Source organism: Salinibacterium hongtaonis (assembly GCF_003065485.1).
In the GTDB taxonomy this organism is placed as follows: Bacteria; Actinomycetota; Actinomycetes; order Actinomycetales; family Microbacteriaceae; genus Homoserinimonas; species Homoserinimonas hongtaonis.
Map to the genome: position 1 here is coordinate 2130204 of NZ_CP026951.1, position 26856 is coordinate 2157059.

Here is a 26856-nt window from a genome sequence, read left to right on the forward strand (position 1 = left end):
TGGCTTTTGGGTCACATCCCCTGGCCTTGGCCGGATGTCCACTACCCTGAACCCTAACGGATTCGCCGCTGTTCCCGGGAAAGGACGCCAGGTGGGCATCCCCTTCTCGACTGACGATTCACAGCGGCTTCAACTGCGCTCGCCCGAGCCGCAAACGAGCCCCGGCACCGTGCAGGCCAGCGGCATCATGCTGGGTATCTCGGCGTCACCCTCGTCTGCAACGGTCATCGCCGTCTCCGACTCGTGCGAGTCCCTGTGGGGCCTGCGGCCGGACGAGGTGCTCGATCGACCGCTCGATGATTTTGTTCCAGGCTATGCGCCCAGTCGCTCCGGATCGCTCAGCCACAGCAGTCCCCAGCTGGTCACCGACTTTCACGGCACGACGTGGTATTCCACCGCCACGTTCATGCAGGGCCAGACGGTGTTAAGCCTCGAACCTGGGCCGGGTGAAGCTACACCCGATGGCACGATCTGGCTTGCCGAGGCAGCAATGGCACTAGACGACGTCGCCGACGTCCGCGAGCTGTGGGCCCTGGGATGCGACACGGTGCGCAGACGCATCGGGTTCGACCGCACTATCGCCATCGAGTTCCACGAGGCTGGGCACGGCGAGATCGTCGCCGAGTCAGTGGTCGACGGCTTCGACCAGTTTGTCGGCCTGCACTTTGCCGCATCCGACATTCCCCGAGAAGCGAGGGCAGCGACCGGCAGGGTTCGGTCGACTCTCGTTCGCGACGCCGAAGCGATGCCGTCGATCGTGGTACCGCGCTCGGACCGCACCGGAACACCGTGGAATCTGAGCCTCTCACCGCTGCGCAACCCTGCACACCGGCATCTGGAGTTCATGCGAAGCATGGGAAATGCGGCCACCCTCACGCTGCACCTGCCAAGCAATGCCGGTGTCGCCTACATGATGGTCTCTCACTCCCGGGAGGCGCGCACGGTAGACCCTCTCACCCGCGCCAGCATCGAAATCTATGCGCGCCTTCTGCTCGACCGAGTCGCGACCCTCGCGCGCAATGCCGAGCTTCACCGCCGCGCCAACATCGTGGCAATCGTGCACCAGCTCACTGAGCGCATCGGTGACGGCAGCATCCTTGACGCGCTCAGCGACGCAGCCCGAACAGGAATCGACACGGTCGGCGGGCTCGAACTTATCCACGCCGAAGCCGGCATCATCAACGTCCGCGGCAAACTTCGTACCCTCGGCCACCTCACCCTCGCAGAGGCGCAAGCGATCCACGACACCGTTAATGTGTGGCTGCAAACCCTGAGTCGCCATGGCGCACTCCTCACCAACAGGGTGAGCGAGGTGCACCCTAAGCTCGCCGAGGCTGCACCGGAGGTCGCAGGGCTGCTCGCGGTCTCGATCGGTTCGCAGGGCGACTACCTGTGCTGGGTACGCCGCCCCGTGGACCAGACCGTTCGCTGGTTCGGCTCGCTCGCCGCCGAGAGTCTCGATTCTGCGGCGACCGCCTCCCGCGACCTCTCGCCCAGGACCGACTCAATTACGGATGCCTCGCGCCCATGGTCCGCGACCGACCGCGAGGTTGCCGAGGAGCTGGCGCGTGAGATCGACGACAGGCTTCTTCGCAGAGTTCAGGCGGATCTCGCCCAGCAGGCGCTCGTCGACAGCCTGACGGGGCTGCCCAACCGTCGACTCCTGCTTGATCGTCTGAACTCCGCGCTCGCCCGCGCAAGTCGGGGCCACCACTGCGTCGTGCTCTTCATCGACCTCAACGACTTCAAAGAGGTCAACGACCGCTTCGGACACCGTGCAGGGGATGCAATCCTTGTCGAAACCGCGCGCCGACTCACCGAGGTTGTGAGAGAAACTGACACGGTTGCCCGTTTGGCTGGCGACGAGTTCGTGGTGCTCTGTGAAGACACCATGCTTGGCGAGGACGAAGCCGTAGCCGAGCGCGTTCGCCAGGCGTTCGAGCAACCCTTTAATGTGTTCGATATTCCTCTGCCGGTGCGAGCCGCTATCGGAATCGGCCAACTCGAACTGGGCGTTGATGCCGCTGGAATGCTCGACCGCGCCGACCGCGCCATGTATGAGGCCAAAGCCACGATGAAGGATGCGCCGCTCTAGTACGCGCGAACGGCCGGGTGGCTCGCCAGGCGAGGGCTAATGCGCCAGTGCCCGCGCCTTGAGCGACTCATACTCGTCCGGAGTGATTGTTCCCGCGTCCAACAGTTCTTTGGCTCTAGCAATCTCTGCGGCGGGGTTGGAGCTAGCTACCTGCTTGATATAGGCATCCGTCGCTGATTTGGCCTGCTGCTCGGCCTCTGCGGTGCGCTCCGCCATGCCACTGCCCCGGGCGATGAGATAGACGAGCGCGGTGAGAAAAGGCACGACAACCAAAAAGATGACCCACACCGCCTTCCCCCAACCGCTGAGTTTTCGATCCCTAAAGAGGTCGGCAAAGATCGCCACAAGCGCGAAGAGGTAAGCAACGAACACGAAGACCCACAGGAACCACCAAATGATGTCCCAGAAGCTGTTCCAGAAGTTCATGACAGTCCTTTCGCCAGCGCTCGAATCGATTCAGAGCCTAAGCAGCACGCCGGAGCCTGACCTCACCCTCCGGGGATGACGGAATCACCGGGGCCTGCGCCCTTCGCTGAGGGGCGCGAAATGCGTGTTCAGGATGCCCGCGAAGACGCATTCGGCGCCCCTCAGCAAAGAAGAGGGCCACCGGGAGGACAACAAAAACGCCGCCCGGCATAAGCCGGACGGCGTTTCTGTTGCGTTGCACGACGCGAAGTGTGGACCCTAGGAGATTCGAACTCCTGACCTCCTCGATGCGAACGAGGCGCGCTACCAACTGCGCCAAGGGCCCGTGCGGTAACTACGATAACACCTCGCGCGGGCCGCCTTTGCACACGAATAATCAGACGGCGCGGCGGCGGCGAAGCGCCTCATCGAGGTCGGTGGGTGCAAGCTCGACCTCGCCGATCACGCCCATCTGGGCGAAGCGGCTGGGGACTGCAGAAACCGCGGGGGTCTTGGATGCCGAGCGTGCGGCATCCGCATCCTCGATCCGAGGGGTGATCCTGGCGGTCTGCTGCTGGGCTTCGCGCAGGGCGTTCTCGGAGCGTTCGGATGCGTCGCGCAGTTGGGCGGCAGCATCGAGTTGCGGCGCCGCAGGGCGCTCGGCAGCTGAGGTTGCCCCGGCCTCTGCCCGGTCCCCAACGGGGCGCGCCAGGCGTGCGGCCGCTTCAGAGAAGCTCACGCGAGGCACAGCGGGCGCCTCGGGGCGCGAAAGGTACAGCGGCTTGGGCAGTTGCGTTGGCACCCAGCCCTCCGACTGGCGAACCTGGGCCTCTGCGGGCTGCTGCCAGAAGTCGGCGACGGGAGTCGACACTCGAGGTGCTGCCTGCACCTCTGCGGCGAGCTGCGCGCGTGCAGTAGAGACCGCAGCGAGCTGCCGCAGGAGCACACCAGCGCCCAGCGCCACGACCGCGGAGCCGATCACCATGGCAACTCCGGCACCGGCAGCAACCTGGGCAACGCCGAATACCAATCCGATGATGGAGGCGACGAGCACCAGGGTTGTGATCAGCCGCGATCGTCGCAGCCTTCGGGATGCCAGCGAGCTCCGCGCCACCTGGGCGGCAATCGCCGGACGCGTCTCGGCCAGCGTGCGGGCTGCCGCGCGAGCATCCGCTGCTCTTTGGGCACTTTCGATTGCGCGGGTGCGCTGCATTTCTCGGTGCATAAACTTTTCTCGCTCTGCGACGCTTCTTGTCGAATTCTCGACCCGAATCTCATCGGGAACTTCGGCCGTTTCGGCCAGAATGCGCAGGGTTTGCTGAAGGCGAACCGCGTTGCGCTCGGTGGAGAGGTACTCGCGGCGACGAAACCAGGTCGGCACGAGATAGACGAGCCAGAGCACGGCGGCGATCGCAATCACGACGCTTGAGCTGAGCCCCTCGAATCCCATGAGCCAACGCTACGAGCGGGTGGCGGTTTGGCGGCCCATTATCGGGGGTGTGTCTTGCGGTTGACCCCTCGATGCGGGGTGCCTTCCCAGGCTTCGCACTCAGTACTATGGGTGTTTCCCAAACCGATATACCAAGGAATCCCGTGACCTCCTCCGCACCCGAAGCTGCAACACCCCAGCGCCGCCTCTCCGACTACTTCGGCAACATGGAGCTGATCATCGTGATCCTCCTCGGCGTCGTCTCGACCGTAACCGCCTATGCCTCGTTTCAAGCGGCGCTTTACGACAGCCAGATGGCGGGCGCGTACACCAAGGGCCAGGCCGCCGGCACCGAGGCGGAGTCTCTCTACCTCGAGGCCAACCAGACTTACATCCAGGACGTTCAGCTGTGGTCTACGCTCACGCAACTCTCGATCGACGCCGAGAGCGCGGATGCCGCGATCGCCCAGTCGGCAAGCGACAAGTACGACGTTATGTACTTTCAGTCGGTGAGCGAAGGCCTCGACGGCGCCATCACGTGGGCTGCGGATGAGAACGAGGCGGACCCCGCGGTCTACACGGCCCCGTTCGACAACGAGGACTACATGAACACTCTGTTCAGCCCATACTCGGAGTCACAGGAGAAGGCCGAAAAGCTCATCGCAGAGGGCGACACCTACAACAGCCTCAGCGACCGCCTCACCCTCAACACCGTGCTCATGGCGATCTCGCTGTTCCTTCTCGGTGTCGCTGCGGTCGTCAAGGGACGCCGAGCCCAGATTGGCCTCACCGCGATTGCGACGGTCGTGTTCGTTGCCGCTGCCGCGATGACCGTCTCGATTCCGTTCGTGGGGCTCTAGCGGCCGCGAGCATCCGCTGCCGTCCCCGCTGACGGTTGACCCCCTCACGCCTCCGCGCGAGGGGTGCGAAATGCGTGCTCCGGGCGCCCGGGAAGGCGCATTTCGCACCCCTCGGCAGGCAAGCCAGTGCGAGCTAGCGGCGCACGCCCGACGCGCGCCAGTCAGCCTCGGGGATGACCGCGTTGGCGGCGGGCACGCGACCGTCGCGCCAGCGGTTCAGCACGCCGCTGCGAACCTCTTCTGCGACGAGCGCGAAGCAGAAGTGGTCGCGCCAGTCCCCGTCGATGTGGATGTATCGCCGACGAAGCCCCTCGTACCGAAACCCGAGCTTCTCCACGACGCGCAACGAGGCCGCATTCTCGGGACGGATGCAGATCTCCATGCGGTGCAGGCCCATCTGAAAGAAGCAGTGGTCCGTCGCGAGGGCAACCGCGGTGGGGGTTGCTCCCTTACCCGCGAAGCGCTGAGAGACCCAGTACCCGAGGGTGGCCGACGACAGCGACCCATAGGTGATGCCCGACACGTTGAGCTGCCCGGCGAATTCGCCGTCGTACTCGATCGCATAGGGCATGCCGTGGCCTCCGCGGGAGTGCGCCAACAGATTGCGGATGCTGTAGCGAGTATCCAGAGAGACCGGCCCATAGGGGCTGGTCGCCTCCCACCGGGTCAACCAGTCTCGGTTGTCGAGCAGTTCGCGCTCGAGAACCTTTGCATCGCGCACTCGGATGGGGCGGATGGTGACCGCCCCATCGCTGAGAGTTGGCACAGCAGTGACCATGATCAGTCGAGTTTGTCGGCGAACTCTTTGAGCCACGGGCGAAGCTCCGGCCCGAGGTCTTCACGGTCAACCGCGAGCTGCACGATCGCCTTGATGTAGTCGACGCGGTCTCCCGTGTCGTAGCGGCGCCCGCGGAACACGACGCCGAACACTCCGCCGGTTGCCTCTGGGGCATCGGCCATGGTCTGCAGAGCATCCGTCAGCTGGATCTCCCCGCCCTTGCCGGGCTTGGTGTTCTCCAGCACGCGGAACACCTCGGGGGTGAGCACGTAGCGACCGATGATGGCGAGGTTGGATGGCGCCTCTCCCTGGGCCGGCTTTTCGACGAGGCCAGTGATGCGAACGACATCCTCGGTCTCGGTTGGCTCGACGGTGGCGATTCCATACATATGGGTCTGGGCCGGATCGACCTCGAGCAGGGCAACAACACTGGCTCCTCGTCTCACCTGCTCCTCGATCATGCGAGAGAGCAGCACATCGCGCTGGTCGATGATGTCGTCGCCGAGCAGCACCGCGAACGGTTCGTTGCCCACGTGCATCTTGGCGCGAAGCACGGCGTGGCCGAGGCCGAGCGGGTTGCCCTGACGCACGTAGTGCATGTCGGCAAGATCGGTGGAGAAGTTGACCTGACGCAGACGCTCGGTGTCGCCCTTCTTCTCCAGCGTGGCCTCAAGTTCGCCGACGTGGTCGAAGTGGTTCTCCAGGGCGTTCTTGTTGCGACCCGTGATCATGAGAACGTCGGTGAGTCCGGCCGCTACGGCCTCCTCGACAACGTATTGAATCGCTGGCTTGTCAACGACCGGGAGCATCTCTTTTGGCATCGCCTTCGTGGCGGGCAAGAATCGAGTTCCAAGGCCTGCTGCGGGAATGACTGCTTTCGTGATGGTAAACGCCATGCCTGTCACAGTACCTTTCCCTAGGATGTCGTACATGCCCGATGATCTGGCCAACCGCAAACGAGCGCTGCGCGCCGAGTTGCGGGAGAGACGACGAATCATGACGAGTAGCGAAAGGGAGAAGGCGACCGAACTACTTACGGCGCACCTCTCCGAGCTCGTCACACGCTTCGACGCCCGCTACCTCGCGGCTTACCTTTCGACGCCGGATGAGCCGAATATCCGTCCGTGGCTTAACGCTGCGCATGAGGCTGGCATCCGTGTGCTGCTGCCAGTTTCACGGGATGACGGCTTGCTAGACTGGGTTCTTGGCGACGGCGAGACCGAGCGCGAGGGCCAGTTCGGAGTTCCGGAGGCGGTCGGCGAGGTTCTCGGCCCGATCGCCATCAACGATGTCGATCTCATCGTGGTGCCGGCGGCATCCGTCGACCGCAGCGGCATCCGCATGGGCTGGGGCCGTGGCTACTACGACAGGATGCTCGGGTCAATGGAACAGTGCCCGCCGGTTTATGCTGTGGTATTCGACAATGAGTTGGTCGACTCCGTGCCGACAGAGGTTCACGACAAGCCCGTGGACGGTGTTGTTACCCCGAGCGGCATCATCGATCTCTAGACGCAACCGAAACATCAAGGATTCTCGTGCCTACCTATTCTTACCGCTGCGCGGCCTGTGGCCACGCCTTCGATCAGTACCAGTCGTTCACCGACGACACTCTCACGGTGTGTCCCAGCTGCAACCAGGCCGACCTGCGCAAGGTCTTCAACAGCATCGGCGTCACCTTTAACGGCTCCGGCTTCTACCGCACCGACTCCCGCTCTGCGTCGACCAGCTCGGTGAGCGCCGGGTCGAACTCATCGACATCCGGTGCTTCGCCATCGGCTCCGGCCGCAGCGCCAGCGGCCCCCGCGGCGGCGAGTACGCCCTCCGCGTCCTGATCCTTTTAGCAACAGCAGCATCGTTTCTCTGAACGACGTATCACCTATGAATCTCAGAACCGATAGGAGTATCGCGTTGATAAAAGGCTTCAAAGAGTTCATCATGCGCGGCAACGTCATCGACCTGGCTGTCGCCGTGGTCATCGGCGCTGCATTCACCGCGATCGTCAACGCGCTCGTCGAGGGAATCTTCAACCCCGCCATTGGGGCACTCTTCGATGCAGAAGACCTTAAGTCCGCACTGATCCTCGAGATTCCCACCACCAGCGGCGAGCCCGCCCAGCTCATGTTCGGGGCGGTCATCGCCGCCGCGATCCAGTTCTTGCTGGTGGCCGCCGTGGTGTACTTCGTGCTCGTGACGCCGGTCAACTACATGCGCAAGAAGGCCGAAGAGAAGCGCAAGGCTGGCATTGAGGAGCCGGATGCTCCTGCGTCGGAGCTCGACCTGCTCGCCGAGATTCGCGACCTGCTCTCCGAGCAGAAGCGCGCGCAGGTCACGGTCGACGCCGAGTAGTCGGCCGCCGAATCTCCGCGCGGACGCAGACCCGCAGGCTAGCCCCAGTGCGGCGGAACATCCCGCTTGAGTTGTTCGTCGTTCTCGCCCTCGCCGTGTCGGCTGGGCTCCGGTGTCGGGTTCGGGTCGGTGCCGGGCACAGGCTCGGTGCGCACTCGCCGGTTACGTCGCCGAGGACGCCCTGCCTCGTCGGTGCGCGCTGCTTCGTCGTCCGCGCCCGCGGGGCTTGCGGCACCGTTGTCGCCGGTCGGAGAAACCATCACGCTGACACGATCGGGATCGGTTCGGTCACCGGGCCTCGGCCCGCACCGAGCATGGCGACGACGCGGTCGGCCACAGCATCCGGGTTATTGAAGAGTTCGAAGGCGTGCACTCGCATATAGTGCCAGCCGAGGCGGCGCAACAGCTCAGGTCGCAGGCGCAACGACTCCCGAAGGCTCGAATTCTGCAGCACCGTATCGGTTTCGATCGTGAGGCATTTGCCCTCGAACGACGTGACCAGGCCAAGCTTGCCGCGGTGGCCAAGCGCCACGCGCAGCCCGCGCTTCTCCAACCGCTTCGCCAAATCGACGAGCATGGGGTCGCTGTCGTCCGGCAGCGGCTCGCTCCGGGTGCGGGCGGATGCATCGGCCAAGATCTCCGCCAGGGCGACGGCTCCGCGCTCCATGCGGGTGTCGTCGATGTCTGACGGCTCGAAGCAGGTGACGATGATCATGCCGCGGCGGGCGCGGGTCATGGCGACCGCGAGCATCCGCTCTCCTCCCGGGCGCCCGAGCGCTCCGAAATCGCTCAGCACGCGACCATGAGGGGTGCGACCGTAGCCGACCGAGAAAATCACGCGGTCGCGGCTCTGGGCAACGGCGTGTTCAATGGTCGACACGCTAAAGGCTTCTGCCCTGTCGCTAAGCACGAACTCGCTCAGCTCTGTGCGACCCGGCAGCGCGGCGAGAATCGCCTGCTCTACCCGTACGGCGTGCTTCTCGCTCGCCGAGATGACCATGAGCGATTCGTGCGGACGCGTCTTGGCGTGCTCGATGACGAGTTCGATGACCCGCTCGACCTCGGCATCCACGCTTTCGACAGCGCCCGAGGTCTCGTCGGGGAGGCCGCTGCCGTCCTTCACATGATCGATGCGCAGGCTGCCGTGGCCGAGGAAGCTGCCGGCCCAGGGAAGGGATTCGATCTTGCCGGCATAGAACCGGCGGTTGACCAGTTCTGCGAGGTCTTCTCCCCCGGCGCGATAGCTGCGCGTGAGAGCGAGGGTCGGCAGCAGGGTGCCCAGGCGTGCGAGGGCGGAGTCGGCGTGAGTCTCGTCGAGGTCGCCATCGGCTGCATCGGCGTCGTCGCGGTCGGCGAACTCGTCAGCCAGACCAATGCGGAACGACGAGGGAGTCTGGGTGACGGGGTCGCCAAAGGCCACGGTTTGCTTGGCCCGGCGAATCGCGCCAACGGTCTCGGCGAGTGTCGTTGCGCCAGCATCAACGAGAATCACGGTATCGAACGGCATCGAGTCGGTAATGAGGTCAACCTCATACGGCGAGGCGAGCCAAACGGGGGCGATCGTTCGTGAGAGGTGGGGCGCTGCCGACTGCAACTGCCTCGAGGTGATGCTGTCGCGGCGAAGGATGCGCTTGAGGCTTGCCGCCTCTTCTGGCCAGTCGACGAGGCCGATGCTCCAGTTCTCCGCGAGCTGCCACGAGAGCAGCTGCGCGCTGCCAGAGGCATGGGCTTCGTCCACGAGTCGGAAGTCGGCCTCAAGCCGGTCGAGCACGCTCGTATTGGCCCCGAGCAAGGCACGGTCGGCATCGAGCAATGACTCGAGCGCGGAGCGCCACCATGCAAGCTCAAGCTCTGCGGCAACCTCGGTGTCTGGCACATGCCTCAGCGACAGGTCGGCGAGCAGCGGGTCGAGCTGCAGGTCGTGGAGGGTCGTGCGGAGCTGGGCGCGCTCTTGCAGGTTCGCCAGAGCATCCGACTCCGCCGCAAGGCCGGCCAGCTTGGCAAGAAGCTGCGGAATCGGCAGGTTGACGAGCTGCTCGGCGGCTGAGGTTGTGCCGAGCGGGCGATCGAGAGTGGCCAGGTCTTGTTCGACCTGCTGGTGCAGAACCTGGGCAGAGGCAATGCCCGCAGGCACACGAGGCGGCGCACCCGCCGCGACGAACCGCTGCCAAAGCAAACGCTGCTGCTGGATGCGAACCAGGCTTTCGTGCATATCGTTGACGGAGACGCCGGGCCGCAGATACTCCTTGGCGAGCTTCTTGAGCCGTCGACGGTTTGCGCCCGACATTTCGGGCGAGTCCTTGCGCGCGGCTGTCGCGGCGATGAGTTCACTGAGCGACCGGTCGAAGACGACGGGCTGGAACTTGTCCAGTGTGTCGCGGATGTCGGTGAGCAGTCGAAGGTAGGTGCCCAGCTCTGCGATCGTCTCGAACGGCCGCATCGGGGTGGACCCCACGAGCTCTGTTGCGCGCTCCAGCAGGCGGGGCACGTCGTCGTTCGAGAGACGCTTCGCTAGGGCGTGGGCAACCGTGGCCTGCTCGCTTGAGGCGAATGAGGCTCCGTACCAGGGCGAATCGCCGGGCCCGTAGCGGAACTCTCCCAGGCGGGCGGCCTGGACCATGGCATCGGCGGCCGCGCTGCGGTTGTCGATGAGGCGCTCGACCGACGTGCGCGAGAGTCGAGCCGTTGTCGACGGCGACTGCGGAAGCAGGGCGAGGCGTGAAAGCTCGGTGAGGCAGTCGAGCACAGAAACACCGATCGCGGGGTCGCGTCGAGCGATCGCGATGCGGTAATCGAGAAGCACCTTGCGCAGACGAACGAGTGCGTCGTCGACCTCGGCCAGCTGAGGGGGACGCGCCTTCTCGTTGCGAGAGATGCCGCGGATGACGTCGCCGCGCAGGCTCGCGGGTGAAACCGCGACTCCCTGCAGCCCGATCTCCCCCAGGCGGTGGGCGATGCCCTTGAGGCTCGATCGGCGGGGGCTCACGACGAGCACCCGCTTGTTCTGACCCACCAAACATCCGATGGCGTTGACGATGGTTTGCGTGCTGCCTGTGCCGGGCAGGGTCTTGACGACGATGGAGTTGCCGGCCGCGATCTGCGCCACAACTCCCTCCTGCTCGCTGTCGGCGTCGAGCAGCAGCGTGTCGGTCTCTGGTGCCCGATCATCCGGATGCTGGGGGTCGACGGGCGCGTAGCTTTCGCCCACGGTCCACTTGGCTCCGGGGTTGCCCGCCAGCGCGTCGAGGATGGGATGTTCCAGCTGGGCCGCATCGGCAACCATGCGGTCGCCTACTGAGGCAAATGACGAGACGACGAGGCGCGGCTGCACGTTGAACCACTGAAGGTGTGAGGTCAGGCCGCGAAGGCGGTCGATAACGGTGTTGGGCTTGAATGTGCCATCGTGCTCGGCGAGCGCCACAAAAGCGTCGGCATCCAGCGTGACCCCGTGCTGCTCTTCGAGCGCGCGGGCAAGATCGGGGTTGAGGAACGGGGCGCCGAGGAGCTTCATCTCGTAGTCGCGGCCGTATCGGCGAATCGCGAGCGGTCGCAGCAACACGGGGGCGCGGTATTCGATGCCCTCATGGGTCCACTCGGCGATGCCGATGCCCAGGTGCACGGCGTCGATTCCGCGGGAGGTCGTGAGCTCAAGGCCCTTCGAGGCGATTTCGCCCGCGGCAACCCTGGCCGCACGCAGAGCGAGGTCATCGCGGATAAGGCTCGAGAGAAGCGTCTTCTGACCGGTGATGAACTGGGCCAGGCCGCCGGGATGCGTCGTGCTCAGTTCGATGCGGGTGCGACGCTCGTCAACGAAGTGGAGGAGCGGTGACGGGCCGCCGATCGCCGCCAGCTGCTCTCGCCATCCCTGCCAGGTCGGCTCGGCAATGTTCGCTGCCGTATAGCGCGGATCCCCGAGGGAGAGCGCGTGGGGCGCGGTCACCTGCGGCTCGACGCGCGCCACGGTGATCTCGCCGTCATCAACGGCAGCGTCGTCTTCAGGTTGTCTATTAGCTGGCCACACAGGCCCAACCTTAAGCGCGCAACCCACAATATTCCGGTAGGCAGCGCCGATTTCTTGGCGTTCGCTCTCGTGAACGCCGCGAGCGTTGCCCGGCGGGGTCCCCGCCGAGTCTGCCGGTTCGCTCCCCCGCTGAGTCCCGCGCAAAGCTCAGCGTGCTCCCCATACAGTGGAACAACATTGCGCGAGCAGTGGCCGAGACCAGGGAGAAAACAGAATGGGTGAACTGGCGAGCGCCGCAGGAACGGCCATCGTCACCGTGCTCGTCATCGTCGGCGTGCTCCTCGGCGTGGGCTTCGGCCTGCTGTTCCGCAGAAACCGAGCCGCTGCGCTCACCTCGCCCCGCACTGGTGCAGACCCTCTCGAGGCTGCCGCTCAGCGAGCCAACATCCTCCTCGTTCGGGCCGACGATGCGGTGCGCGACGCCCAGGACGAGCTCGACTTTGCCCTCGCGCAGTTCGGCACTGAGTCGACCGCGTCGCTCTCCCGAACGCTCAGCGAATCCCGCCGTCAGATTATGGAGGCGTTCGAGCTGCAGCAGAAGCTCGACGATCACGTTCCCGACACCACGACGCAGCGCAGAGAATGGACCTCTCGCATCGCCCACCTGTGCGAGTCGACGATGGCGCGACTCAACGCCGAGCTCAAAGCTTTCGAAAAGCTCCGGGAACTCGACCGACGCGTTCCCGAAAACCTCGCAGCACTGCGGACGACGATCGATACAGCAGCCGCCCGTGATTCTCGGGCGGCCACCGTGCTGGTCGAGCTTGAGAGCGCGTATTCCGCCGCCGCTATCGCGAGCGTCGTCGATAACCGCACCCGCGCCGTCGAGGCGCGTCGGCTCGCCACTGCCGCGCTGGAGACGGCGGCGGCGGCGAGCACCTCACCGTCGACCACCGCCGCAGCCGCGACCCTGAGTGCGCTGCGTGACGGCGAGGAACAGGTCCGTCGCTCACTCCACCTCTATGACGCAATCGACACCCTTGCCGGGCAGCTCGCCGCGGCAACCGCAGCCCTCGACTCTCTCGCCGAATCGACGAAGGCCGCCATCGCCGAGGCCAAGACGGTGCGAGACACGGCGACGGATGCGGCTGCCGCAGCATCCGTAATCGACGCCATCACGATGGCAGAAACATCGCTGGGGCAGGCGGACCCCCGTGACCCGGTAGCGGCGCTCGACAGGCTGCGGGAGGCGAATTCACGCCTCGACTCGGCCCTCGCCGGAGCCCGCAATCAGCAGCGCAGGCTCGACCAGGCCCGCGAGGCGTATACGGGCGCTCTTGTCGCCGCACGAAGCCAGGTCACCGCGACGCGCGATTTTATCGACACCCGTCGAGGCGGCATCGGGCGAGAGGCACGCACGCGGCTCGCCGAGGCGGAGCGCCTGCTCGCCGTCGCGCAGGCTGAGGCAGACCCCGTGATTGCCCTCGACACCGCTAGGAGCGCGGGCACCTATGCGCGCGATGCAGACGCCCTCGCCCGCTACGACGTGATGCACTAACCGATCAGTGCCTCAAGGGGCCCGCGCGCAAAGTAGATCAAGAAGCCGAGGGCCACGATCCACAGCAGCGGCGAGATCTCGCGCGCCTTGCCCGAAAGCGACCGCACGACGACCCAGGCGATGAACCCGGCGCCGATTCCGTTGGCGATCGAGTAGGTCAGCGGCATGATCGTGACCGTGAGGAACACGGGAAGGCCAATGGAGAACTCTGTCCAATCGATGAACCTGATCTGCGACACCATGAGGACGCCAACGACGACCAGCGCAGCGCCAGCGACCTCCAGCGGAACCACCTGGGTGAGAGGCGTGAAGAACATAGCGAGCAAGAACAGAACACCGGTCACCACATTGGCAAGACCCGTGCGTGCCCCCTCCCCCACGCCAGCGGCGGAGTCGATATAGATCGTGTTCGACGACGACGACGTTGCCCCACCGGCAACCGCACCGACACCCTCGATAAGCAGCGCGGACTTGAGGCGGGGAAAGTTGCCCTTGTCATCCTGAAGACCAGCCTCTTTGGTAAGCCCCGTGAGGGTGCCGACCGCATCGAAGAAGTTGGTGAACACAAGGGTGAAGACGAGCATGAGCGCCGCGAGCGCTCCGATGCGCTCGAAGGCTCCGAAGGAGAAAGCACCGACGAGGGACAGGTCGGGCAGCGACACAATCGACTCGGGAAGGGTAGGAACGTTGAGGTTCCAGCCGGCCGGATTCGGGCCATCCTTGGTGAACGACGGGCCCACCTTGAAAATGGCCTCGACGATGATGGCGATGACGGTGGTGCCCAGGATGCCGATGAGCAACGCGCCCTTGACCTTGCGCGCCATGAGCACGCCCATGAACAGCAGGCCGATCACAAACACGAGCGTGGGCAGGGTGGCGACCGAGCCATCGTCACCCAATTGCACGGGCGGCGAGGCCGACCCGCTCGCGCGCACAAACCCGGCATCCACAAGACCGATGAAGGCGATGAAGAACCCGATGCCGACCGTGATCGCCGTCTTGAGCTGGGCAGGCACCGCCTTGAAGATCATTTCGCGAAGCTTTGTCGCCGACAGCAGCACGATGATGAGGCCGTTGATAACGACCAGTCCCATCGCCTCGGGCCAGGTCACCTGACCTACGACACTGACGGCCAGGAAGGAGTTGATCCCGAGGCCCGCAGCCAGGCCGAATGGAAGATTTGCCACCATTCCGAAGAGGATCGTCATGACTCCGGCAGTTAGCCCCGTCACGGCGGCAAGCTGGGCAACCTCGAGCGCGTTGCCCGCAACGTCATCCGTGCCACCCAAAATGAGCGGGTTCAAGATGACGATGTAGGCCATCGTCATGAACGTTACGAGGCCTCCGCGCACCTCCCGAGAGATCGTCGAGCCGCGTTCGCTGATCTGAAAGAACGAATCAAGGCGCCGCCGCGCGGGAGAGGGAGTCGTTTTTGTCGAAGTCACACCGACAAATCTAACGGTCACCGGCTAGTGTCGTTGTTCTTAAAATTTGTCCCCCGAAAGGTGGACAAGATGAGCTAGGCTGGCGCAACCCGATCCCTCCCGCCTGGGAGTGCCCGCAGTCCCCCCGTTGCCCGGCAGATTGGATCGAACGGCGGGAGTGCCCAATGACGGAACCACAGAATAGTGCTGCACCTGCAGGCTGGTATGTCGACCCCATTACGCGTCGTCACCTGCGATGGTGGAACGGTCTTGCCTGGACCGAGAGCGTTGCCCCCCTGCCTGGAGTAGAGCCCGCCGCTGCGGTTGCCCCGGCTCCCCGCGTGCAACAGCGATTCGCCCTGCAAGCATCGGACGATCAGACTCAAGCGGCAGCCGCGCACACGCAGGTGCAGGCAGAACGCTTCACTCAGCCGGCCCAACAGTTTGTCACCCAGGTGCCGAACTACGTTGCACAACGCGTCGAGCCGACCGCCGAACCTACCTTGAGCGTCGCGCCCACTATTCCCTGGCCCGCGATGCAGAACGGCGCTCAGTCCGCAGCAGCTCAGCCGGTCGGTCACTACACGCCCCAGTACGCGGATGCCCTCTCGATTCTGGGATCCCTCCCTCTCGACGACGCGAACGATGACGAAGGGGTCGACGACCCGGCCCCCGAGCGATCGCCATTTGCTCCGACCACCGCGAGCGACACTGATCCGATCTCATCGCTTCCCGTGGCAGCCGCTCCTCCCGTTTCGGCCACCGACTCGCGCTCCGAGGCCGTCAAAAGCGCTGCCGCACGCCTTGAAGCGGAGTGGGCAGCCCAGCTCGCCGACCAGGCGCAACGCGACCGTGAGGCAGCTCACTTCGCGCTCGCCGCGCAGGCCGACGCCGCACACGCGCGCGCGCAAGCTCACCTGGCGGAGTCGCTCGCCGCCGCCACAGCGCAAGCCCAGCAGGTTCAGGCGCAGCAGGTTCAGGCGCAGCAGGCCCAGCACGCGCAGGCCCCCGACAGCACGGCCCTCGACACCACAGCACTCGACGACTCCATCGAGTCGACCCTCATGTCCCGACGGCGGCTGCGCGATGGCGGTACCGGCCCTGTCGCATCATCCGGCGCACCCACTTCTCGTGCGTCGGTTGCCGTCGCCGACGACGACATTTGGGCCGGGCCCGGCGATCGCCGCGGGGAGGCATCCTGGTCGCCCGTGGGCAACGGCCGCGTCGCCGAGCTCAACAACCGCATTCCTGAGCGCTGGAGCACCGCATCCGTTTGGCTTCTTACGCTCACTCCGTGGCTGTGGGGGCTTGCGCTTTTTGTCACGCTCTCGCTCTTTGCCCCCTGGTCGCTGCCCGCGATCGGTGTGCTCGCGCTCCCCTGGCTTGTGGGGCTTCTCTTTGCCCAGCAGGATGCTGCACGGCTGCGTGACTTCGGCCATGCGCATCCGCCAAGCCCAGCATGGGCGCTTCTCACCGCTCCTGTGTATCTCGTGCTGCGCACGCTCATGTTGCGTCGCACTCTCGGGGCGGGCTCAGCGCCGCTGATCGTATGGGCGATCAACGCTGCTCTTCTCGTGAGCATCCTCGCGGCCGCAGCGCTCATGCCCGAGATCCTGCCGTCCTATGTGATCGACACCCTCGAGCCACTGCGCGAAACCGCCAAGGACTGGGCAGGGCGCTAAGCCGCTGCGCGCGACCACGCCTGTATCCCGTGAACGCGCGCGCTGCTCTCGGGCAGCCCGCAGATTCCGCTCCTATCGTGGTGCGCATGATCAACCATGAGCACGACAAACACCTCCGCGCCGAGGCGCCGCTCGGAGCTCTCTCTCCCGGATCAGAGACCGCCCGACCCACCAGCGCCGAATCGGCAGCGGCGGAGTTCGGCGTCGTAGAGATCCCTCACGTCGAGCCCGCAGAGGCCAACCCCGAAGCACTCATCGAGGGCAACCGGGTCACGACGGCCCGCGATATGGAATAGCACGACACCGACGCCTCACGGCACTAAGCCATCACGACGGGAGCACGCATGTCACGCGAATATGAGCCCAACCTCGAAGACGAGCGAGAAGAAGATCTCTCTGACGAGCCGGAAGCGCCCGTGCCACCGACGATCGATCCCGACGAACGCATCGAAGCGGAAGAGGACCCGGACGCCCCTCTGGACGACGACAGGCTGGCGTAAGCACGCCTCCCACGGCACGACCTCGTGACGGTACCGCCTAGCGAGTGCCGCGCGGCACGGCTTACTCGGCCGACGCCTCGCTGGCTGCTGCTGCTGCCCTGCGGGCCCGCTTGCGCTGAGCCGTGACGAACAGGGCCATGAACACGACAGCCGTCACCACGATGGCCGCCATGAACGCTAGACCGCTGAATGCGCTGACAGGAGCGAAGCCCGCCCCGACGAGCAGAAGAAGCACCGATGCGACGAGCCAGTGAACAACGGTCGCGGCGAGCACCCGCTGCGTCACCGACCCATTGCCGAAGTATCCGAGAAGCACCGAGAGCGCGATCGTGCCGACAAAGACCGAGGCGACGGCGACAAAGTTGTTGGCCATGGGAAAGAGCTGCACGGTCCAGAAACCCCACACCGCTCCGACGATCACGGTGGCGAGAAAGCGGCTGCCGGTGAGCTCCAGAAGGGGCTGCAAGAAACCTCGCCATCCGATCTCCTGGAGGAGGGCGCCGACCAGCAAGCCGAGCAGGGCCACCGCGATCGGGACCCCGGCAACATCCGCCGGCCACAGCGCGGGCACGCCGAGGATGGCCAGAGCCCCCAGCATCAGCCCGAAGAACACAGCGGATGCGGCAACGCCCAAGATGAGATGGGCAACGACCTGACGGGTCGAGACTGCGGCGGGCAGCAGCTCGCGAAAGCTGGCGCGCTTGTCTGATCGCGCTCCGGCCACAGCCCAGGCGGCCAGCGCGCCGACCGCTGGGCCGCATGCGGCGAGAGAAATGTATCCGTGCGCGAACCCGCTCAGGTCTTGAACGATGTCGAGCACGACGGAGACAACCCCGGTGACGATGGTGAAAATTGCGATGGGGGCGATGGCTCGCTCGAACTTGCTCACTGTTCGACTTTAGCGCGGTGAGCGCGCATCCTGACCGCCCGCTGATTGCTCGGCGCACCCCATCGGCGTAGACCTGGGAGTACCGCACGGGGGTTGACTCGGGCAAGGAGATGGCGATGACGACATCAGAAGACGCGCGGAGGCGCACCGCCGTGCCACCGCGAGAGAATCCCTCGCAGCCGGTTTCTCCCCCGCTCTCCTTGTCGCCTGACCTTGTCGTGCCCGATTACATTGACCAGGACCTCTCGCTGCCGCCGATCCGCCCGCCGCGTCCAGAGCGCTCAGATCGCCTGGCCTCTTCCCAGTTGCGTCGCGAGGTGCTTGAGCGCGAGGAACGGGCGTTCGGAGGAGTCAAGATCGGCTCCGCATTCTTCGGCTGGCTCACCGCCGTCGGCACAGGGGTAATCCTCGTCGGCTTCGCTGCCGGCATCCTCTCAATGCTCGGTGCGTCGCTCGGCCTTGACGGGGCAGGAGGGTTCACGGCGGGCGATGCTGGCGTGTCGGCCACGGCAACGGCCATGCTCGTTATTGCTCTGACCGCATCCTATTTTTGCGGCGGCTATGTCGCGGGCCGCATGGCCAGGTTTGCCGGTGCACAGCAGGGCGCCATGGTGTTTGTGTGGAGCATCGCCGTGAGCATCGCTGTCGGAGCCGCCGCCTCCCTCACGGGCGATGGCTTCGACGTTGCCGCGAGCATCGAGGCATTCCCCGGCGTCATACTCGCTAGCGGGGGGCTGAGCCTCGCGAGCATCCTCGCTGTCGTGGCCGTGCTTACCGTGATGCTGGGAGGCGCCATGCTCGGCGGAATCGTCGGCATGCGCTTTCACCGCCGGGTCGATAAGGCGGGTTTTGGCGAGTAGCGCTGTGCCGACTAGAGAATGGCTGGGCCGTTGAGAGAATGGCTGTGCGCGCGCTGACAGAATATGGAGCATGACCAACCCCTTCTCTGACAGCTTTCCCCTTGTTCTCGGCGGCAACGTCTTCGGCTGGACCGCCGACGAGCCCGAGTCGCACCGCGTGCTCGACGCCTTCGTTGCGGCAGGCGGAGACCACGTCGACACCGCAGACGGATACTCCGCCTGGGTGCCGGGAAACACCGGAGGGGACTCCGAAAGAATCATCGGCAGCTGGCTCGCCAGCCGCGGCAACCGCGACACCGTGACGATCGCCAGCAAGGTTGCGACGCATCCGGAGTTCACAGGGCTCTCCCCTGCAAACATCGCCGCTGCCGCCGACGCTTCGCTCGCCCGCCTCGGCACCGACTACATCGACCTCTACTACGCGCACTTCGACGATGAAACCCAGTCGATCGAAGACATCGCCACAGCCTTCGACGCACTGGTCAAGGCGGGCAAGATTCACTCCATTGGCGTATCGAACTTTTCACCGGAGCGCATCGATGCGTGGTTTGCCGCCGCGAAAGCCAATGGCCTGAGCACCCCCGTCGCCCTCCAGCCCCACTACAACCTGCTCGCCAGGGGTTACGAAACGACTTACGCTCCCGTAGCCGAGCGCCACGGCCTCGGCGTATTCACCTACTTCTCGCTCGCCGCTGGGATGCTCACGGGCAAGTACCGCAGCGCCGCCGATGTTGAGGGTGCGGCGCGTGGTCGAACGCTCGCGCCGTTGGCAACCGAAAACGCTTTCTCTACCATCGCCGCGCTCGTCGAGGTCGCCGATGAGGTCGGCGCGACCCCCACCGCCGTTGCCCTCGCATGGCTGCAGTCGAAGCCGTCCGTTACGGCGCCGATCGCCAGCGCACGCTCGGTCGAACAGCTTGAGGGCCTGCTCGCATCGGTCGAGCTTCAGCTTGACCCCGCGCTCGTGGAGCGTCTCGACGCGGCATCGGCGGTGCCCGCAGCGGCATAGCTCGCGCTCAAGCCCGCTCCCTTTCTGCTGAGGGGTCCCATATTCGCCTTCCGTCGCCTCCGGCAAGGCGAATATGGGACCCCTCAGCGGCTTTTGCGCGGTGCGCTGCGAACTGTAGGAGACTGGTCTGTCAACCACACTGCCCCGCAGTTCGACTGGTCTATCGGGATCAGCCCCGACTCTGCTCGGCAAGCGACAAACTCCTAAGGAAGCCGCCTTGACATCTGAGATTCGTTTCTCCGACGAAACGACCCCCGACTCCCACGCACCATACGTAGCTGCTGCCGATCGCTACACCCATCTTGGTTACCGCCGGGTTGGCGCGAGCGGGCTTTTGCTGCCGCCGATTTCGCTGGGCCTCTGGTACAACTTTGGCGACAACCGCCCCTTCCAGACGCAGCGCGACATCCTGCGCAGGGCATTCGACCGGGGGATCACTCACTTCGACCTGGCGAACAACTACGGCCCGCCCAACGGCTCTGCAGAGGAGAACTTCGGGCGCATGCTGCGCACCGATTTCGCCCCGTACCGCAGCGAGCTGGTCGTCTCGACCAAGGCAGGATGGCCGCACTGGCCGGGCCCATACGGCAACTTCGGGTCGCGCAAGTACCTGCTCAACAGCCTCGACGAGTCACTCAAGCGCCTTAACACCGACTACGTCGACATTTTCTACTCACACCGGGTGGATGTCGACACGCCCATTGAGGAGACCATCGGGGCCCTCGACACGGCTGTGCGCCAGGGCAAGGCGCTCTACGCGGGCATCTCGTCGTACTCGCCGGAGCGCACACAGGCTGCGGTTGCTGCGGCACGCGCCCTCGGCACCCCTCTGATCATCCATCAGCCTGCCTACTCGCTGCTCAACCGGTGGGCGGAGGGCGGCCTGCTCGAGGTTCTGGATGACTCCGGGCTCGGCTCGATTGCCTTCACGCCGCTCGCGCAGGGGCTGCTCACCTCAAAGTACTTGGGCGATGTCCCCGGCGAGCGGGCCACCAACCGCCCGTCGTTCTCGGAGGATTCTCTTTCGGAGGAGAACCTGGCGCGCATCCGCGGTCTCAACAACATTGCGGCGAAGCGCGGTCAGACGCTCGCACAGATGGCGGTCGCGTGGACCCTGCGGCCCGGTGGGGTCACCTCAGCGCTCATCGGAGTTTCTTCGGTCGCTCAGCTGGACGAAAACCTCGATGCGCTCAACAACCTCGAATTCTCGGCCGACGAGCTGGCCGCGATTGACACCTTCGCCGTCGACGCCGGTGTCAACCTCTGGGCGAAGTCGAGCGACCTGTAGTCACGGTGCGGTTGCCCTAGCTGCCGGCGTAGAACGCCGTGACCGTGTCGGCTAGGGCGACCGCGTCGTCCACATGGCACAGCTCGCGAGCCGAGTGCATTGAGAGAAGGGGAACGCCCACATCGACCGTGCGGATGCCGAGCCTGGTTGCTGTGAGCGGCCCAATTGTCGACCCGCAGGGCACCGTATTGTTCGACACAAATACCTGCACTGGCGCGCCGGCCGCGTCGGCGAGGCGCTGCCAGAGCGCTGATCCGTGCGCGTCGGAGGCGTATCGCTGGTTGGCATTGAGCTTGAGCAGGGTTCCGCCGCCGGCGACGGGGCGGTTGGCCGGGTCGTGCCGATCGGGATAGTTGGGGTGAACGGCGTGCCCGGCATCCGCCGAAACGCACCACGACGCTGCCCACGAACGATGGCGATCGTCGCTGGAGGCGCCGAGCCCCGAGCCAATGCGAGTCAGAACGTCTTCGAGCAGCGGGCCGTTTGCGCCCGACCGCGACGACGAACCCAGCTCCTCATGGTCGAACGCGGCAAGCACGCTAATGCTGCCCGCGGCCGGCTTCGCCTGCAGCAGTGCGACGAGACTCGCATAGACCGAGGTGAGATTATCGAGTCGCCCCGCGGCAAAAAGCGAGCGCCCTGCACCGAATCGAGCGGGCGCAGCGGTGTCGGCCGCGAGGATGTCGAACCCGGCAATGTCGTCGACCCGCACACCGGCTGAGTCGGCCAGGACCGCAAGAATCGAGTCCTCACCAGCACCCACCGTGCCGAAAATCGGCTGCGTGTGCTGTTGCCGGTCCAGCTTGAGGCCATCGTTCGCCTCGCGATCGAGGTGAATGGCCAGCTGCGGGATGCGCAGATAGGGCCCCGTGCGGGCCAGAACCTCTCGTCCATCACGCGTGACAATGCGGCCCGCAAGTTCGAGTTCCCGGTCGAGCCACGAGTTCAGGAGCGGCCCGCCATAGACCTCGACGGATGCCTGCCGCCACCCGTGCGCGCTGATCGAACCGTTCGGCTTGAGCTTGAACCCTGGCGAATCGGTGTGCGATCCGAGAATTCGGAACGGGGTGAGGCCGGATGCTCCTGCCGGAATATTCCAGGCCACGACAGCACCATCGCGAATCACGAACTGGCGGCGCGGCTTGCGACCCTTCGGCTTGGGCATAGCCCAGGCGTCGGCCTCGTTCAGGCGATCGAATCCGGCCGCCTCTAGTCGGCGTCCGACCTCTGCTGCGGCGTGGTAGCTCGACGGCGAGGCCTGAATAAATCGGGCGAAATCTTCGATGTAGGCGTCGGCATCCGTCATGACACTATCCAAGCACCTGCGGGCAGCTCTCGCCCGCAGGTGCAACGTCGCCTAGGCGAACTCGAGGATGAGCTCGACCTCGACAGGCGAGTCGAGCGGCAGAACGGCAACGCCCACGGCGCTGCGAGCGTGGATGCCGACGTCGCCGAAGATGTCACCGAGCACCTCGGATGCACCGTTGATTACGCCGGGCTGGCCGCTGAACGAGGGGTCTGAGGCGACAAACCCGACAACCTTGACCACGCGAGTCACGCGATCGAGCGAGCCGATGACCGACGTCGCCGCTGCGAGGGCGTTGAGGGCACACTGGCGGGCGTACTGCTTCGCATCAGCGGCGGGAACAAGACCGTGACCGTCACCGACCTTGCCCGTCGCCGGCAGCGCGCCGGCCACGAAGGGTAGCTGGCCCGATGTGTACACGAGATTGCCAGATACAACTGCGGGCACGTAGGCCGCGACGGGGGCCGCAACCTCAGGAAGGGTGATACCAAGCTCTGCGAGACGGTTTTCTACGGACATTGCAATCCTCCAACAGGGGGGTTAGATAACGGAGCACGGGCCAGCGCCCGTCACGGCCTAAGCCGCCGAAACGCGTCTACTCTGCAGATGCGACGGGCCGCTTGAGGTAGGCGACGAGCCCACCCTCTGGGCCAGTCACGACCTGCACGAGTTCCCAGCCCTGAGCGCCCCAATTGTTGAGGATCGCTGCCGTGTTATGAATCATCAGCGGCGTGGTCAGGTATTCCCAGGCGTGCATGTCGGCATCCGTTCAGGTTGGCGAGAGTCTCGATCCCCTACTCTAGATGCTATGTCTGCCCAAAAAACAAAGCCCTCCGGCGCCGTTGGCGCCCTCGCAGGGCTTGCCGGACTCAGCCTCCTTGCCGGCGTGCTCGTCACGGCCTTGGTCACTCCCGCCATCGCTGTCACCGGAATGGCCGCGAAGAGTTCCATTGACATCTTCAACAGCCTTCCCGATTACCTCGAAATCGGAAAGCAGTCCACCAAGAACGTTATCTATGGTCTCGGCGGCGACGGCGCCCCCGTCCCCATCGCCGAAATTTATGACCAGAACCGCGAAGAAGTTAACTGGGATCAGGTCTCGCAGTTCGTCAAGGACGCGGTGGTCGCCGGTGAAGACCGCCGATTCTATGAGCACGGCGGCGTCGATGTTTCTTCAGTAGTCCGCGCTGCAGTCGGCAACGTTGCCGGCGGCGACATCGGCAGTGGTGCGTCGACACTCACGATGCAGCTTGTCAAGAACATCAAGGTTCAGGATGCTCTCACGCAGCCATCCGAGACCCTCATCAAGGCCAAGTATGCCGAGGCCGTTGAGCAGTCGATCGAGCGCAAGCTTCAGGAGATGAAGCTCGCGATCGGGCTTGAGAAGAAGTACGAGAAGGACGAAATCCTCCTCGCTTACCTCAACATCGCCGGATTCGGCGGCAACACCTACGGCATCCAGTCGGCTTCTAAGCAGTTCTTCTCGGTGCCCGCCTCCGATGTGACCCTCGCGCAGGCGGCAAGCCTGATCGCGATCGTGCAGACCCCGTCGAAGCGCAGCCTCAACGACCCCGAGAACTTCGAAGACAACAAGAACCGCCGCAACCTGATCCTCGGCAACATGCTCGAGCTCGGTTACATCGATCAGGCTCAGTACGACGAGGCTGTTGCGACGCCCGTCGAGGTGACCTACAGCACCCCCCGCAACGGTTGCTTCGCCGCAACCGCTGCCCCTTTCTTCTGCGACTACGTGACCAAGCTCATTCCCGAGCTCGAGGTTCTCGGGGCCTCCGAAGAAGAGCGCCTCACGAACTGGAAGCGCGGCGGATACTCCGTCTACACAAGCGTCCAGCTCAACCAGCAGGAGAACGCGCAGGCGATCATCCAAGCGCAGGCCCCCGCCGAGGAAACCCGCCTCGAACTCGGCGCCGTCGCCTCGGTCGTGGAGCCCGGAACCGGACGCATCCGCGTTATGGCGCAGAACAAATACTTCAACAACACGCTTGACGGTGGCGGAAGCGCCGCAACCGCGGTCAACTACAACACCGACAAGCCCTACGGCGGCTCGAGCGGATTCCAGACCGGCTCGACGTACAAGATCTTCACGCTCGCGACGTGGCTCAAGTCCGGACACGGCCTCAACGAGGTTGTCAACGGGTCCAAGCGCACCTTCGACCAGGCGTCGTTCCCCGACTCGTGCGGCGGCGGCTTTGTTGGCAAATGGACTCCGCCGAACTATGGCGGCAGCAGCGGGTCAGCCAGTACAACAGTGCTTCAGTCGACCGCAAACTCCTACAACATCTCGTATATTGCCATGGCGCAAAAGCTCGACCTGTGCGAGATCCGCAACACCGCAGAGTCGATGGGGTCGCACCGTGCCGACGGTTCTGAGCTTGGATTCTCGCCCGCCTCAATTCTCGGCACCAACGAGATCGCCCCGCTGTCGATGGCTGCGGCCATCGCCACGATCGGAGCCAACGGCCTGTACTGCAAGCCGACTGCAATCGACAACATCGTCGACTCCGAGGGCAACGAGCTCGGTGGCCAGGCACGCGAGTGCTCGCAGGCGCTGACCCCCGAGGTCTCAAGCGCCGTCGCCTATGCACTCAAGCGTGTGCTCACCGCAGGATCGGGAACCGCCTCAAACACGCGTGACGGCATCCAGATCGCCGGTAAGACCGGAACCACAGACGGCTCGAAGGACACGTGGATGATCGGCAGCACGTCGACCAACGCGCTCGCGATCTGGGTCGGCAACATCGTCGGCAACGTGAACCTCAACAAGCTCTCGTTGCCGGGCGGAAACGGCGCGACCGCCCGTCACCGCATCTTCCAGCCCGTCATGAAGGCGCTCAACGCGCAGTTCGGCGGCGCCCCCTACGCAGATCCGCCCTCCTCGCTTCTCGCAGGGCAGGGTGCCGTGGTGCCCAACGTCGTTGGGCAGACGCAGGAACAGGCAAAGGTTCTCATCGAAAGCCTCGGGTTCGTCTACGCCTACGGCGGCGAGGTCGACTCGAAGCTGTCGACCGGGCTCGTCGCCTCGATGGACCCGGGAGCCGGTAACACCGTTCCCAAGGGAAGCACCGTGACGGTCTACTCGAGCAACGGCAGGGGCGTTGAGATGCCCGATGTGACCAGAAAGCCCGGCGGAGGCTACTACAGCTTTGGCGAGGCGAAAGCGGCACTCGGCTTCTCGGGAAGCGTGTCTGAGGCCTGCTCGCCGCTGCCACCCAAGGGCAGCCCGAGCGAGCCGGACGACCCCACGGCCGGCAAGGTCATTGCCTCGAACCCGGCCGCCGGTGCCGACCTGCTCCCGAGCACCGCAGTGACTCTCACCGTGGCAAAGTACAACTGCTAATGGGCACCGGCGCCAAGTCTGTGGGTTCCGCTCTCGGGGTCGTCGCGGCCGCCGGAGCGGCGACCCTGGCCTGGGGAACCCTCATCGAACGCAACGCCTACCGCGTGCGCCACGAGATTCTCCCCGTGCTGGATGCTGGGGCATCACCCATCCGGGTGCTTCACATCAGCGACCTGCACATGGCCCCGTGGCAAACCGCCAAGCAGGACTGGGTTCGCGGCTTGGCCTCGCTCACCCCCGACCTCGTGGTGAATACGGGCGACAACCTCGGCCATGTTGACGGTCTCATCGGCGTGCGTCGCGCGCTCGAGGTCTTCGATGGCATCCCGGGGGTCTTTGTCCACGGCTCGAACGACTATTACGGCCCGACCGGCAAGAACCCCCTCGCCTACTTCTCCGGCCCCTCACACCGGCCCGAGAAAGCTGCGGAACTCGACACAGAAGCGCTCAACGCGTTCTTCGGCGAGCTCGGCTGGGTTGATCTCAATAACGCCGCGCACTCCATGATCATCAATGACTCCCCCTTGGAATTCATGGGCACGGCGGATGCTCACCGCGGGTGGGATCGCCTTGACATGATTCCCGGCGCCCTCGACGAGCTTCGCGAGGCAGATCCTGAGCCGCTTCCGCCCACAATGCCGGCGGACCGCGAGGCAGTGACCATCGGCGTGACGCACGCCCCCTACCAGCGAGTGCTCGACTCGTTTGTGACGCACGGTGCCGAGGTCATTTTCGCCGGCCATACTCACGGCGGCCAGGTGTGTGTGCCCGGCGTCGGCGCTCTCGTCACGAACTGTGATCTCCCCCGCGATATGGCTAGCGGCGTCTCCCTGTGGCGCCACGCCCTCGGGAGCGCCTACCTCGAGGTTTCGGCAGGGCTTGGCACCTCGATCTATGCGCCCGTTCGGTTTGCGTGCCCGCCAGAAGCGGTTCTCGTGACATTAGTAGGGTCAGACATCAGCTATTCTTAACGGAGTCGCGCGAGGGATTCTGTCTCCCGCCGATAGATCGGGGTATGGCGCAGCTTGGTAGCGCGCGTCGTTCGGGACGACGAGGTCGCAGGTTCAAATCCTGTTACCCCGACACTAATAAGGACCAGGGCTTCGGC

The 26856-nt window shown here is 65.0% G+C and carries 24 protein-coding genes, 2 tRNA genes and 1 pseudogene; 15 read left to right on the plus strand and 12 right to left on the minus strand.

The window, feature by feature from the left end:
• The first annotated feature begins 34 nt into the window (after nt 1-34).
• Entirely contained in the window at nt 35-2095 is a 2061-nt protein-coding gene (locus tag C2138_RS10250) for a sensor domain-containing diguanylate cyclase (protein WP_159078201.1), read from the plus strand.
• 36 nt (nt 2096-2131) lie between these two features.
• Here C2138_RS10250 and C2138_RS10255 read toward each other — a convergent pair whose 3' ends face one another.
• From C2138_RS10255 to C2138_RS10265, 3 genes are all read right to left on the minus strand, one after another.
• On the minus strand, nt 2132-2521 hold the full coding sequence (locus tag C2138_RS10255) for an SHOCT domain-containing protein (protein WP_108517591.1): 390 nt from the start codon (nt 2519-2521) through the stop codon (nt 2132-2134).
• A 252-nt stretch (nt 2522-2773) separates the two neighbouring features.
• A tRNA-Ala gene (locus C2138_RS10260) sits at nt 2774-2846 on the minus strand.
• Nucleotides 2847-2897: 51 nt separating this feature from the next.
• Nucleotides 2898-3950 (minus strand): hypothetical protein, encoded by a 1053-nt coding sequence (locus tag C2138_RS10265; protein WP_108517592.1) that lies wholly within the window; start codon nt 3948-3950, stop codon nt 2898-2900.
• A gap of 143 nt (nt 3951-4093) precedes the next feature.
• On the opposite strand from C2138_RS10265, the gene C2138_RS10270 reads away from it, so the two are divergent.
• Nucleotides 4094-4789: a hypothetical protein gene (locus C2138_RS10270; RefSeq protein WP_108517594.1), complete on the plus strand. Its 696-nt coding sequence runs from the start codon at nt 4094-4096 to the stop codon at nt 4787-4789.
• A gap of 133 nt (nt 4790-4922) precedes the next feature.
• Here C2138_RS10270 and C2138_RS10275 read toward each other — a convergent pair whose 3' ends face one another.
• Nucleotides 4923-5567 (minus strand): GNAT family N-acetyltransferase, encoded by a 645-nt coding sequence (locus C2138_RS10275; RefSeq protein WP_108517595.1) that lies wholly within the window; start codon nt 5565-5567, stop codon nt 4923-4925.
• A gap of 2 nt (nt 5568-5569) precedes the next feature.
• Nucleotides 5570-6463, minus strand: a complete 894-nt coding sequence (galU, locus tag C2138_RS10280) for a UTP--glucose-1-phosphate uridylyltransferase GalU (RefSeq protein WP_108517597.1) — start codon at nt 6461-6463, stop codon at nt 5570-5572.
• Nucleotides 6464-6497: 34 nt separating this feature from the next.
• On the opposite strand from galU, the gene C2138_RS10285 reads away from it, so the two are divergent.
• From C2138_RS10285 to mscL, 3 genes are all read left to right on the plus strand, one after another.
• Nucleotides 6498-7076, plus strand: coding sequence for a 5-formyltetrahydrofolate cyclo-ligase (locus C2138_RS10285; RefSeq protein WP_108517599.1), 579 nt, complete (start codon nt 6498-6500; stop codon nt 7074-7076).
• 26 nt (nt 7077-7102) lie between these two features.
• Nucleotides 7103-7399, plus strand: coding sequence for an FmdB family zinc ribbon protein (locus C2138_RS10290; protein WP_108517601.1), 297 nt, complete (start codon nt 7103-7105; stop codon nt 7397-7399).
• Nucleotides 7400-7502: 103 nt separating this feature from the next.
• Complete coding sequence (gene mscL / locus C2138_RS10295; protein ID WP_241961101.1) at nt 7503-7913, plus strand: large conductance mechanosensitive channel protein MscL; 411 nt, start codon at nt 7503-7505, stop codon at nt 7911-7913.
• A gap of 38 nt (nt 7914-7951) precedes the next feature.
• Here mscL and C2138_RS10300 read toward each other — a convergent pair whose 3' ends face one another.
• Both C2138_RS10300 and C2138_RS10305 read right to left on the minus strand, forming a co-directional pair.
• Nucleotides 7952-8176, minus strand: a complete 225-nt coding sequence (locus tag C2138_RS10300; RefSeq protein WP_159078202.1) for a hypothetical protein — start codon at nt 8174-8176, stop codon at nt 7952-7954.
• On the minus strand, nt 8173-11934 hold the full coding sequence (locus C2138_RS10305) for a DEAD/DEAH box helicase (RefSeq protein ID WP_108517606.1): 3762 nt from the start codon (nt 11932-11934) through the stop codon (nt 8173-8175). The genes C2138_RS10300 and C2138_RS10305 overlap by 4 nt, the downstream gene beginning before the upstream one ends.
• Before the next feature lie 214 nt (nt 11935-12148).
• Between C2138_RS10305 and C2138_RS10310 the strand changes: the two genes are divergently transcribed.
• Complete coding sequence (locus tag C2138_RS10310) at nt 12149-13432, plus strand: hypothetical protein (RefSeq protein ID WP_108517608.1); 1284 nt, start codon at nt 12149-12151, stop codon at nt 13430-13432.
• On the opposite strand, the gene C2138_RS10315 is transcribed toward C2138_RS10310, so the two are convergent.
• The gene (locus C2138_RS10315; RefSeq protein ID WP_233245482.1) at nt 13429-14877 is read right to left on the minus strand and encodes an NCS2 family permease; all 1449 of its coding nucleotides are present in this window, start codon (nt 14875-14877) and stop codon (nt 13429-13431) included. The genes C2138_RS10310 and C2138_RS10315 overlap by 4 nt on opposite strands.
• Nucleotides 14878-15041: 164 nt before the next feature.
• On the opposite strand from C2138_RS10315, the gene C2138_RS10320 reads away from it, so the two are divergent.
• The 3 genes from C2138_RS10320 to C2138_RS13660 are packed head-to-tail and all read left to right on the plus strand — an operon-like array spanning nt 15042 to nt 17038.
• On the plus strand, nt 15042-16538 hold the full coding sequence (locus C2138_RS10320; RefSeq protein ID WP_108517610.1) for a DUF2510 domain-containing protein: 1497 nt from the start codon (nt 15042-15044) through the stop codon (nt 16536-16538).
• A gap of 29 nt (nt 16539-16567) precedes the next feature.
• On the plus strand, nt 16568-16834 hold the full coding sequence (locus C2138_RS10325; protein ID WP_108517611.1) for a hypothetical protein: 267 nt from the start codon (nt 16568-16570) through the stop codon (nt 16832-16834).
• A gap of 48 nt (nt 16835-16882) precedes the next feature.
• The gene (locus C2138_RS13660) at nt 16883-17038 is read left to right on the plus strand and encodes a hypothetical protein (protein ID WP_159078203.1); all 156 of its coding nucleotides are present in this window, start codon (nt 16883-16885) and stop codon (nt 17036-17038) included.
• Between the two features lie 61 nt (nt 17039-17099).
• On the opposite strand, the gene C2138_RS10330 is transcribed toward C2138_RS13660, so the two are convergent.
• A complete protein-coding gene (locus C2138_RS10330; RefSeq protein WP_108517613.1) occupies nt 17100-17927 on the minus strand; it encodes a CPBP family glutamic-type intramembrane protease in 828 nt (275 codons plus the stop codon).
• A 116-nt stretch (nt 17928-18043) separates the two neighbouring features.
• On the opposite strand from C2138_RS10330, the gene C2138_RS10335 reads away from it, so the two are divergent.
• The 3 genes from C2138_RS10335 to mgrA all read left to right on the plus strand — a co-directional run bounded on the left by C2138_RS10335 (nt 18044) and on the right by mgrA (nt 21084).
• A complete protein-coding gene (locus tag C2138_RS10335) occupies nt 18044-18787 on the plus strand; it encodes a hypothetical protein (protein WP_108517615.1) in 744 nt (247 codons plus the stop codon).
• Nucleotides 18788-18857: 70 nt separating this feature from the next.
• Nucleotides 18858-19796, plus strand: coding sequence for an aldo/keto reductase (locus C2138_RS10340; protein WP_108517617.1), 939 nt, complete (start codon nt 18858-18860; stop codon nt 19794-19796).
• A 217-nt stretch (nt 19797-20013) separates the two neighbouring features.
• Nucleotides 20014-21084, plus strand: a complete 1071-nt coding sequence (gene mgrA / locus C2138_RS10345; protein ID WP_108517618.1) for an L-glyceraldehyde 3-phosphate reductase — start codon at nt 20014-20016, stop codon at nt 21082-21084.
• Nucleotides 21085-21100: 16 nt separating this feature from the next.
• On the opposite strand, the gene C2138_RS10350 is transcribed toward mgrA, so the two are convergent.
• The 3 genes and pseudogenes from C2138_RS10350 to sp36 all read right to left on the minus strand — a co-directional run.
• Nucleotides 21101-22390 (minus strand): M18 family aminopeptidase, encoded by a 1290-nt coding sequence (locus C2138_RS10350; protein ID WP_108517620.1) that lies wholly within the window; start codon nt 22388-22390, stop codon nt 21101-21103.
• Between the two features lie 51 nt (nt 22391-22441).
• Nucleotides 22442-22909 (minus strand): RidA family protein, encoded by a 468-nt coding sequence (locus C2138_RS10355; RefSeq protein WP_108517622.1) that lies wholly within the window; start codon nt 22907-22909, stop codon nt 22442-22444.
• A gap of 94 nt (nt 22910-23003) precedes the next feature.
• Nucleotides 23004-23147, minus strand: a pseudogene (sp36, locus tag C2138_RS10360) (Sp36 family protein); the annotation flags it as partial.
• A 51-nt stretch (nt 23148-23198) separates the two neighbouring features.
• On the opposite strand from sp36, the gene C2138_RS10365 reads away from it, so the two are divergent.
• From C2138_RS10365 to C2138_RS10375, 3 genes are all read left to right on the plus strand, one after another.
• Nucleotides 23199-25748: a transglycosylase domain-containing protein gene (locus tag C2138_RS10365; RefSeq protein WP_108517626.1), complete on the plus strand. Its 2550-nt coding sequence runs from the start codon at nt 23199-23201 to the stop codon at nt 25746-25748.
• Entirely contained in the window at nt 25748-26719 is a 972-nt protein-coding gene (locus tag C2138_RS10370) for a metallophosphoesterase (protein ID WP_108517627.1), read from the plus strand. Before C2138_RS10365 ends, C2138_RS10370 begins: the two co-directional genes overlap by 1 nt.
• Nucleotides 26720-26757: 38 nt before the next feature.
• A tRNA-Pro gene (locus C2138_RS10375) sits at nt 26758-26831 on the plus strand.
• Nucleotides 26832-26856 lie beyond the last annotated feature (25 nt).

Bases quoted from the DNA above. Each gene is read 5' to 3' on its own strand.
- C2138_RS10250 (WP_159078201.1), top strand. From the start codon at position 35: ATGTCCACTACCCTGAACCCTAACGGATTCGCCGCTGTTCCCGGGAAA.
- galU (WP_108517597.1), bottom strand. From the start codon at position 6,463: ATGGCGTTTACCATCACGAAAGCAGTCATTCCCGCAGCAGGCCTTGGA.
- C2138_RS10310 (WP_108517608.1), top strand. From the start codon at position 12,149: ATGGGTGAACTGGCGAGCGCCGCAGGAACGGCCATCGTCACCGTGCTC.
- mscL (WP_241961101.1), top strand. From the start codon at position 7,503: ATGCGCGGCAACGTCATCGACCTGGCTGTCGCCGTGGTCATCGGCGCT.
- C2138_RS13660 (WP_159078203.1), top strand. From the start codon at position 16,883: ATGTCACGCGAATATGAGCCCAACCTCGAAGACGAGCGAGAAGAAGAT.
- C2138_RS10370 (WP_108517627.1), top strand. From the start codon at position 25,748: ATGGGCACCGGCGCCAAGTCTGTGGGTTCCGCTCTCGGGGTCGTCGCG.
- C2138_RS10340 (WP_108517617.1), top strand. From the start codon at position 18,858: ATGACCAACCCCTTCTCTGACAGCTTTCCCCTTGTTCTCGGCGGCAAC.
- C2138_RS10335 (WP_108517615.1), top strand. From the start codon at position 18,044: ATGACGACATCAGAAGACGCGCGGAGGCGCACCGCCGTGCCACCGCGA.
- C2138_RS10320 (WP_108517610.1), top strand. From the start codon at position 15,042: ATGACGGAACCACAGAATAGTGCTGCACCTGCAGGCTGGTATGTCGAC.
- C2138_RS10275 (WP_108517595.1), bottom strand. From the start codon at position 5,567: ATGGTCACTGCTGTGCCAACTCTCAGCGATGGGGCGGTCACCATCCGC.
- C2138_RS10255 (WP_108517591.1), bottom strand. From the start codon at position 2,521: ATGAACTTCTGGAACAGCTTCTGGGACATCATTTGGTGGTTCCTGTGG.
- C2138_RS10285 (WP_108517599.1), top strand. From the start codon at position 6,498: ATGCCCGATGATCTGGCCAACCGCAAACGAGCGCTGCGCGCCGAGTTG.
- C2138_RS10350 (WP_108517620.1), bottom strand. From the start codon at position 22,390: ATGACGGATGCCGACGCCTACATCGAAGATTTCGCCCGATTTATTCAG.
- C2138_RS10365 (WP_108517626.1), top strand. From the start codon at position 23,199: ATGTCTGCCCAAAAAACAAAGCCCTCCGGCGCCGTTGGCGCCCTCGCA.
- C2138_RS10355 (WP_108517622.1), bottom strand. From the start codon at position 22,909: ATGTCCGTAGAAAACCGTCTCGCAGAGCTTGGTATCACCCTTCCTGAG.
- C2138_RS10265 (WP_108517592.1), bottom strand. From the start codon at position 3,950: ATGGGATTCGAGGGGCTCAGCTCAAGCGTCGTGATTGCGATCGCCGCC.